General features: G+C 64.2%; 2 protein-coding genes. Both read right to left on the bottom strand.

Going from position 1 to position 879, the window contains the following annotated elements; translation table 11 throughout:
- A partial coding sequence (locus EOD07_RS35970) for a thiamine pyrophosphate-binding protein (RefSeq protein ID WP_245470628.1) occupies positions 1–668 on the bottom strand: 668 nt, incomplete at its 3' end.
- A gap of 52 nt (positions 669–720) precedes the next feature.
- Positions 721–879: DUF2090 domain-containing protein (locus tag EOD07_RS35965; RefSeq protein ID WP_127238482.1), on the bottom strand; the 159-nt coding region annotated here is incomplete at its 5' end.

The raw sequence follows: 879 nt of genomic DNA, 5'->3' as shown, positions 1-879 counted from the left end.
GCCGCCGCCAGCTCATTGCGATCCGGGCGCAATCTGCGCGGCGTCCAGATACGCTCGACAAACAGGCTTTCCGGATAATTGTAGGCCTCGGCTTGCACGTCCTGGCAGAGCGACAGCGTCACCGGACCGCATTCGGCCGGATCGGTCAGCACCTGCATGGCGCGGTTCAGCGCCGGGATGATCTGCTCCGGCCGCGTGATGCGGTCGAAATAGCGCGAGACGGGCCGGAAGCAGTCGTTGACGCTCGCCGTGCCGTCGGAGAAATCTTCCGCCTGCTGCAGCACCGGGTCCGGCAGGCGGTTGGCGAAGACATCGCCGGGCAGGAACAGGACGGGCAACCGGTTCACATGCGCGAGCGCCGCCGCTGTCACCATGTTGAGCGCGCCGGGGCCGATCGAAGAGGTCGCGGCCATGAAGCGGCGGCGGAAATTGGCCTTGCCATAGGCGATCGCCGCATGCGCCATCGCCTGTTCGTTATGGGCGCGGAAGGTCGGCAGCTCGTCGCGCACCTGGTAGAGCGCCTCGCCGATGCCGGCGACATTGCCATGGCCGAAGATCGCCCAGACGCCGCCGAAGATCGGTACCGTCTTGCCGTCGATCTCGGTCATCTGCCGGCTGAGAAAGCGGGTCAGCGCCTGCGCCATGGTCAGGCGAATTGTCTTGCTCATTTGTTGTTTCCTCCGGCTTTCGCTTACGCCGTTTTCTTATGCTGCCCGTTTCTTATGCTGCTTTACGGCCGCGCGCGGCAAGCCATGCCTCGGTCAACTGTTCGAAGCGGGACGCCATGTCGGCCACCGCTTCTTCATCTGACATCTTGCCGGCCAGCCATTGTTCGGCGGCGTTGATGAAGATGGTGCGACCGACGGCGAAACCTTTGAC

The sequence above is a fragment of the Mesorhizobium sp. M2C.T.Ca.TU.002.02.1.1 genome (assembly GCF_003997225.1).
The sequence above is the reverse complement of the archived record's forward strand: the minus strand, read 5'-3'. Positions and strand labels throughout refer to the sequence as shown.